Annotated in this window: 6 protein-coding genes; 3 read left to right on the top strand and 3 right to left on the bottom strand. The window is 73.0% G+C overall.

What is annotated here, in order from left to right; genetic code table 11:
• The coding region (locus ABTU92_RS11985; RefSeq protein ID WP_408090855.1) for a DUF6600 domain-containing protein at nucleotides 1-1,432 on the bottom strand (1,432 nt) is incomplete at its 3' end.
• A 519-nt stretch (nucleotides 1,433-1,951) separates the two neighbouring features.
• Between ABTU92_RS11985 and ABTU92_RS11980 the strand changes: the two genes are divergently transcribed.
• The 3 genes from ABTU92_RS11980 to ABTU92_RS11970 all read left to right on the top strand — a co-directional run bounded on the left by ABTU92_RS11980 (nucleotide 1,952) and on the right by ABTU92_RS11970 (nucleotide 4,578).
• Complete coding sequence (locus ABTU92_RS11980; protein WP_408090853.1) at nucleotides 1,952-2,215, top strand: hypothetical protein; 264 nt, start codon at nucleotides 1,952-1,954, stop codon at nucleotides 2,213-2,215.
• A 367-nt stretch (nucleotides 2,216-2,582) separates the two neighbouring features.
• A complete protein-coding gene (locus tag ABTU92_RS11975) occupies nucleotides 2,583-3,344 on the top strand; it encodes a hypothetical protein (protein WP_408090851.1) in 762 nt (253 codons plus the stop codon).
• On the top strand, nucleotides 3,298-4,578 hold the full coding sequence (locus tag ABTU92_RS11970) for a DNA-packaging protein (protein ID WP_408090859.1): 1,281 nt from the start codon (nucleotides 3,298-3,300) through the stop codon (nucleotides 4,576-4,578). Before ABTU92_RS11975 ends, ABTU92_RS11970 begins: the two co-directional genes overlap by 47 nt.
• 14 nt (nucleotides 4,579-4,592) lie before the next feature.
• Here ABTU92_RS11970 and ABTU92_RS11965 read toward each other — a convergent pair whose 3' ends face one another.
• On the bottom strand, nucleotides 4,593-4,736 hold the full coding sequence (locus ABTU92_RS11965; RefSeq protein WP_408090849.1) for a hypothetical protein: 144 nt from the start codon (nucleotides 4,734-4,736) through the stop codon (nucleotides 4,593-4,595).
• A gap of 328 nt (nucleotides 4,737-5,064) precedes the next feature.
• The gene (locus ABTU92_RS11960) at nucleotides 5,065-7,014 is read right to left on the bottom strand and encodes a PAS domain S-box protein (protein ID WP_408090847.1); all 1,950 of its coding nucleotides are present in this window, start codon (nucleotides 7,012-7,014) and stop codon (nucleotides 5,065-5,067) included.
• Between the last annotated feature and the right edge of the window lie 188 nt (nucleotides 7,015-7,202).

The following is a 7,202-nucleotide window of genomic DNA, read 5'->3' as shown; positions in this document are numbered from 1 at the left end:
GACCCGAGCCCTGCCGCTCGGCGGCGGCCGGACGATCCGGGCCGGAGCGCTCCGCCGCCGGACGCTGCGGGTTGCGGCCGTCCGGACCGCTGCGGTCCTGACCGCTGCGGTCCTGACCGCTGCGCTCTGGCCCGCGCTCCTGGCCGGTCCGCTCGCCGCGACCGGTACGGTCGCCGCGGTCGCCGGGGGCGTCGCGCTCGCTGCGGCCCTGCCGCTCGCGGCGCTCGTCACGTCGCTCCTCGCGGCGCTCGGCGCCCTGGCGGCGGGCGTCGTCGCGATCCGCGGGCGCCGCCCCCTGGCGGCGCGTGTCGTCACGATCGGCCGGGCGGGATCCCTCCCGGGTCGCCGGCGTCTGGTCGCGCCGCTCGCCCGTCGTCGGGGCGCGCTCGCCGTCGCGGGCGCCGGTCGCCTGCCCGGGCGTCGTTCCTCCGGTCGCCGTATCTGCGGGGGCCGTGCCGTCCGGCCGGCGGGCGTCCGTGCCGGTCGGCGCGTCGCCGGGGGCCGCCTGGCGCGCCGCACGCGGAGGATTGTCGCCGAGCCGCCCCTGATCGCCGGTCAGCGCCTGCGGGGCCGGGACGTCGCGGGCCGGCTGGATCGCGGTCCGGGTCTGACGCAGATACGAGGTCTCGCGCACGGCGCGCGAGCGCCGGTCGCGCAGGTCGTTCACCTGAATCTCGACCGCGCCCGGAATGCGCCCGGTGCCGACCAGCACGCGCGGCTGCACCGACCAGGTGCGGATGGGGCGCCCATAGGCGGCCGCGATGTAGGCCGGCGGGATGCCGGGATTGACGGCGAAGCGCGGCCCGCGGTCCGACACGATCACGGTGCGGTTCACGATCACGGTCTCGCGGATGTAGACGTCGCGCTCGCGCGGCGGCAGCAGCACGGTCGTCACCCGCTCGGCGACCAGATCGCGCGGCCGCACGAACACCCAGTAGCTCGGCCGCTCGCGCACCTCGACGACGATCTCGTCGGGCGGCAGCGGCGCCCAGCCGACTGCCTTGTCGCCCCGCCGCCAATCGACCCAGGCGGGACCCCACTCACGACCCGGAACCCACACCCACCCGGCGTCGCCGTCGTCGACCCAGCGGCCGTAGTGATAGACCACCAGCCCCCACGCGGCCTCCTCGTCGACCGCGGTCCAGTACCAGCCGTAATCGTCGGTGTAGACCCAGCGGCCGCGCGTGTAGGGCCGCCAGTCGCGGCCGACATTCGCCGGCACCCAGACCTCGCCCCAGCGCGAATGGCGCTGCCACTTGCCGTGCGGCGCCAGCGCCTCGCGGAACTCGACCGACACCTCGACGCGCTCCTGCGCAGCGACGGGCGTCGCGACCGCGGCCGGCAGCGCCACCATGGCGGTGACGACACCGACGACGAGCGCCGTCGATCCGAGCAGATGCGTCGTGACAGACCGGACAGGGTTCGGCTTCATCACTTCCTCCAGGATCGAGCGAGTGGGGCGGATTGGGCGGTCGTGAGAACGCACGACCGTGATCGCGCGTCGGGATCGGTAGGACTCGGGTGGGTGCCGACGCGGCTGCCGACGCGGCTTCGGCGCCGGCCGCAGCTCGCGTCAGCGCAGGCCCAGGAAGGACAGGATCGCCAGGACCACCACGATCAGGCCGATGATGTAGATGATGCTGTTCATGCCTCGCCTCCGCCGTTCCGGCCGCGCACGGCCGTTCGGTGGCTCAACCGGGGCGACTGGCGAAAGTTCCTGCTCGTGGCACCGCCCGGCGGGTGGGGCGACGCTGCCGGCGTGGCGTTCGGGTCGACGGCACGCCCGGACGGACGGTCGCATACGTGGCTTGCCGGAGGGCCGTGCTCTTGACCGCGTGCCGGCACCCGGCTACTGCCGTTCTGGAATTATTCGAACGGATTTTTTTGGCGGCCGGCCTACCCTGTCGCGCTGTTCTCGATCGAGCCGGACGCCCCATTTCGGAGAGTCGTCATGCGCATCGTTCTCGTCCTCGTGGCCCTGGTCGCGGTGCTGTTCGCCTTCGACAAGATCCCGTTCATCTCGAAGCGGCAGCCGGCCGCGCCCGTGACGGCGGCGACGCCGGCGGCCGCCCCGAAGGCTCCGGCCGCGAGCGCCGCGGCAGCCGCGTCCGCGCCGACCAAGGTGGCTGCGGCGCCGGTGTGGGTGACCACGCAGAAGTGCTACAAGTCGCCGTGGGGCACGATCAACTGCACGGACACCTACGCCCGCCAGTGATCCATCCGCGTGCGCCCGCCATTCCGCCCGCATCGGTGATCCGGCGCGGCTCGGTGCTCGCACGCGAGTCGTGATCAGTCTCTCGCGCGGCGTGGTGCTTCCGCACGAGACGCTTCGGCCGCGAGGCGGTCCGGCGTGACATCGCTTCGCCGGCCGATGGTCCACCTGCCGGTGGGCTGTCGGGTGTCTGCTCGTCGTCGTGTCGGCCGGCCGGGTGACCCGCCGGCCCGACCGGCCGCTCGCGGCCCTTTCTCTTCGCGGCCTTTTCTCTCCGGGCACTCTCTCAGCGCGCTTTCTCAGCGCGCTCTCTCGGCCTGTTCTCTCCCGGCGCCCTTTTCGGCACAGCCGGGCTCGCTGCCGTCGCAGCGTGCGCCGCATCACCCGATCCGACATCGATCGATCCACGTCCGAGCCATTTCGCGGGACCGCCATGACGGACCGATTCGAGCCGCGCGTCTGGACGCCGGAGCTCCTGGCGGCGCTGCGGCACAGCGTCGAGACGACCGACCGCGCGCTGTCCGCCATCGCGAAGGCGCATGCGATCCCCCGTTCGACCTTCTATTCGCTTGTCCGCCGCGAGGGCTGGCATCGACCGGGCGCCGACCCGCACGCGGAACCGGCACGCGCCTCTGCGCAGCCGTGCGCCCGCAAGACGTCGCGGCCGCGCGCCCGCAAGAAGGCGCGGCGCCCGCGCAGCTGCCGTGCTCCGGCCGCCGCACGCGAGCCGACGGCGTCGCCGCCGCCGCCGTCGCTGGTCGCGCCGCCGTCGACATCGGATCTCGCCGAGCGGCTCGAGCGGGCGGTGGCCCGCGAGATCGCGGCGCTCGAGGCGAGCCGGTCGGCCCCGCCCGAGCCGGCCGGCACGGTGCGCAAAAGCACGGCGCAGCGGAGCGCGGCGAGCGATACCGAGCGGGTGGTGCGCAGCCTGGAGCGCCTCACCGACACGCTCGCCAAGGTGCGCCGTCTGCGCGAGCCCGTCCCGAGCGATCCCGATGACGACCTGCCCCGAGACATCGACGAGTTCCGTCGCGTGCTTGCGCGCCGCATTGAGCAGCTCGTCCGCGGCGGGGCTGACCGGGACGATGCTGGCGGGCCTGCGGGCGACGGCGCTGCGGAGGCTCGCGGCTGACTTCGCGCTGTTCGCCCATCCGCATCAGCAGCACGCCGAGACCGGCAACGACGGCGGCCCGTGGACGACCTGGCTGGTGCTGGGCGGGCGCGGCGCCGGCAAGACCCGGCTCGGCGCCGAATGGGTGCGGGCGCTGGTCGCCGGCACGCCGCCTTATGCGGCGCATCGCTACGGCGCGCTGGCGCTGATCGGCGAGAGCGAGCGCGACGCCCGCGACGTGATGGTGGAGGGCGCCTCCGGGCTCCTGCGCATCTCGCCGCGGGCCGAGCGGCCGACTTGGGTGCCGACGCGCCGCCGCCTCGAATGGCCGAACGGCGCGGTGGCGCAGGTGTTCTCGGCCGACGATCCGGATTCCCTGCGCGGCCCGCAGTTCGATGCGGCGTGGTGCGACGAGCTGGCGAAGTGGCGCCACGCCGAGGCCGCCTTCGACATGCTGCAGTTCGGCCTGCGGCTCGGCCCGCGGCCGCGCCAGATGATCACCACGACGCCGCGGCCGATCCCGCTGATCCGTCGCCTGCTCGCCGATCCGCACACGCGGGTGACGCGGGCCGGCACGGCGGCGAACCGCGATCACCTGTCGCCCGTGTTCCTCGAGACGATCGTCGCCCGCTACGCAGGCACGCGGCTCGGCCGCCAGGAGCTCGACGGCGAGCTGATCGACGACCGCCCCGATGCGCTGTGGTCGCGGACGCTGATCGAGACGTGCCGGGTGCGTGCGGCGCCGCCGCTCTCCCGCGTCGTCGTCGGCCTCGATCCGCCGGGCACGTCACGCCGCGGCGCCGACGCCTGCGGCCTGGTCGCAGCGGGGCGGGGCGCCGGCGGCGTCGTCTACGTGCTGGAGGATGCCTCGCAGGCCGGCCTGACGCCCGGCGGCTGGGCGGCGCGCGCCGTCGCGCTCTACCGTCGGCTCGACGCCGATGCGATCGTCGCCGAGGTGAACATGGGCGGCGAGATGGTGAAGACGGTGCTGCGCGAGGTCGATGCGACTGTGCCCGTGAAGGCCGTGCACGCGACGCGCGGAAAATGGCTGCGGGCCGAGCCGGTCGCGGCGCTCTACGAGCAGGGCCGCGTCAAGCATGTCGGCGCGTTCGCGGCGCTGGAGGACGAGATGTGCGACTTCGGTCTCGACGGCCTGTCGTCGGGCCGCTCGCCCGACCGGCTCGACGCGCTGGTCTGGGCCGTGACGGCACTGACCAGCGGCGCGCGGGACGGTCCGCAGGTGCGGCGGTTGTGAGAGTCGCCCGATGCTCAGCGGCGCCGCTGTGGCGCACGGGTGCGCACCGGCTGCTTGCTGGTCGGCGGCTCGATCGTCGCCGGCAGCAGCACGACCGCGAGGGCGAGCAGCAGCACCGGCATGGCGTCCAGGACGATGGCGGTGACGGACTGGTCCATGGGGGTGCTCCTTTTTCCGTGGCCACTTCGTATGTCACGTCGTCCCCGAGAGGGTCCGTAATCGCGAAGCAAGCATTGTGCCGACGATGACACACGGCGCGCGCATCGGCCAGAGCCGCAGCGGCGCGCGACACGACAATTCCTAACATCGTGGCGTGTTCGCCACTACGGGATGCGGAGCATGACAGCTCGTCGACATGCCGGACCCGGCGAAAACAACTGAGTTAACAAGAGCTGAAAGGCATTTGTGCGATGCGCCGGAGCTGATCTGCCGATCGCCGACGATGGCACGAGTTCGTGATCAGGTCGAATCCGTACGGGGAAAGACTCAGCTCTCATCCTCGCCGTGGTGGCGGCGCCGCGCCGCGCGGAGCTGGACGAGATTGCTCGGCGCCGCCCGCGCCTCGGCGGTCGCCGCCTCGATCGCGTGGGCGAGCGTGGCGAGCTCGAAGGGCTTGCGCACCACCGTGAACTCGGCATGGGCGCGCGCCGCCGCCTCGCTGTAGCCCGTCACCAGAACGACGGGGAGGTCGGGCTGCTGCCCGCGCAGCGTGCGGGCGAGCGCGAAGCCGTCCATCTCGCCGGCCATCACCACGTCGCTGACCACCAGCGCGAAACGGTGCTCCGCGACCGCGGCGAGGGCGGCGCGCGCGTCGACGACGTGCTCGACCCGCCAGCCGAGCTCGCCGAGCATCGCTGCGCTCAGCTCGGCGACGTCGGGATTGTCCTCGACCAGCAGCGCCGCGCCGCCCTCCGGTGCGGCCGCCGACCACTCGACGGCGGGCCGCAGGCGCTCCTCGGTGCGCGGCAGATAGAGCGTCACCGTGGTGCCGGCGCCGAGCACGCTCGCGATCGTCACGGTGCCGCCCGACTGATGGGCGAAGCCGTGCACCTGCGAGAGCCCGAGCCCGGTGCCCTGCTGCGCCTGCTTGGTGGTGAAGAACGGATCGAAGACGCGCGGCAGCACGTCGGGCGCGATGCCGGTGCCGGTGTCGGCGACCGACACGGCGACGAAGTCGCCGACGATCTGGTCCGGCGTGTCGGCCGGCGCCAGCACCACGTTCTCGCAGACGATCGTGACGATGCCGCCCGCCGGCGTGGCGTCGCGCGCGTTGACGACGAGATTGAGCAGCGCCAGCTCGAGCTCGCTGATGTCGACCTTGACGGGCCAGGTCGCCTTGACGGCCTGCAGAGCGAGCGTCGTCGCATCGCCGATCGAGCTCTCCAGCATGGCACGGAAGTCGTCGAGCCGCTCGTCGATCCTGATCACGACCGGGTTGAGGGTCTGCCGTCGCGAGAAGGTGAGGAGCTGGCGGGTCAGCGCGCCGCCGCGTCGCGTCGCGATGCCGATCGCCTCGACGGCGCGGACGATCTTGGGGTCGTCGGGCGGCAGATCGCCGGCGGCGAGCGCCTGCAGCGTCTTGAGATGGCCGCCGACGATCATCAGCAGATTGTTGAAGTCGTGGGCGACACCGCCGGTGAGCTGGCCCAGCGCCTCCATCTTCTGGGCGCGGGCGCGCTGCGCCTCCGCCCTCTGCAGCGCCGTCTGGGCCTCGCGGCGCTCGGTGACGTCGCGCGTGATCTTGGCGAAGCCGACCAGGGCGCCGTCCTCGTCGCGGATCGCGTCGATCACGACATGCGCCCAGAACGGGCGGCCGTCCTTGCGCACCCGCCAGCCTTCGGCCTCGTAGCGGCCCTCGTCGGCGGCGCGCTGCAGGGCGCGGGCCGGAAAGCCGGCGGCGCGCTCCTCCTCGGTGTAGAAGCGCGAGAAGTGATGGCCGACGATCTCGTCGGCCGCGTAGCCCTTGATCGCCTCGGCGCCGGCGTTCCAGTTGGTCACGATGCCGTTCGGATCGAGCATGAACAGGGCGTAGTCGGTGACCCCCTTCACCAGCAGACGGAACTGGCGCTCGCTCTCGCGCAGCGCCTCCTGGGCGGCACGCCGCTCGGTGATGTCGCGCGTGATCTTGGCGAAGCCGACGAGGCGGCCGTCGGTGCGGATCGGCTCGACCACGACGGAGGCGAAGAAGCGCGAGCCGTCCTTGCGCACGCGCCAGCCTTCCGCCTCGTAGCGGCCGGTGCGCAGCGCGGTGTCGAGCACCCGCACAGGCGCGCCGGCGAGCCGGTCCTCGCGGGTGTAGAAGCGTGAGAAGTGCTGGCCGAGGATCTCGGCCGCCGAATACCCCTTGAGACGCTCGGCGCCGGTGTTCCAGTGCGTGATCACGCCGGACGGATCGAGCATGTAGATGGCGTGGTCGGTGAGGCTGTCGACCAGCAAGCGAAACTGCTGGTCGTCACTCGGTCGACAGGGAGCTTCGGTGGTTCTTTTCATGTCCGGTGGGGGAGGCCGGACCGCCGAGCGGCGGCACGATGGCAACAGGAGATGGCGAAGGCTCGTCGTCGGACGGCCGCGGCGACGGACGCGGCGGCGGGCCGCGTCGACAGGGTCGTGGGCGTGACGGGAAC

Origin of the sequence: Rhodoplanes sp. SY1, from assembly GCF_046000175.1 — a bacterium.
Taxonomy (GTDB): Bacteria; Pseudomonadota; Alphaproteobacteria; order Rhizobiales; family Xanthobacteraceae; genus Rhodoplanes.
This window is presented reverse-complemented; position numbering and strand designations above follow the sequence as displayed.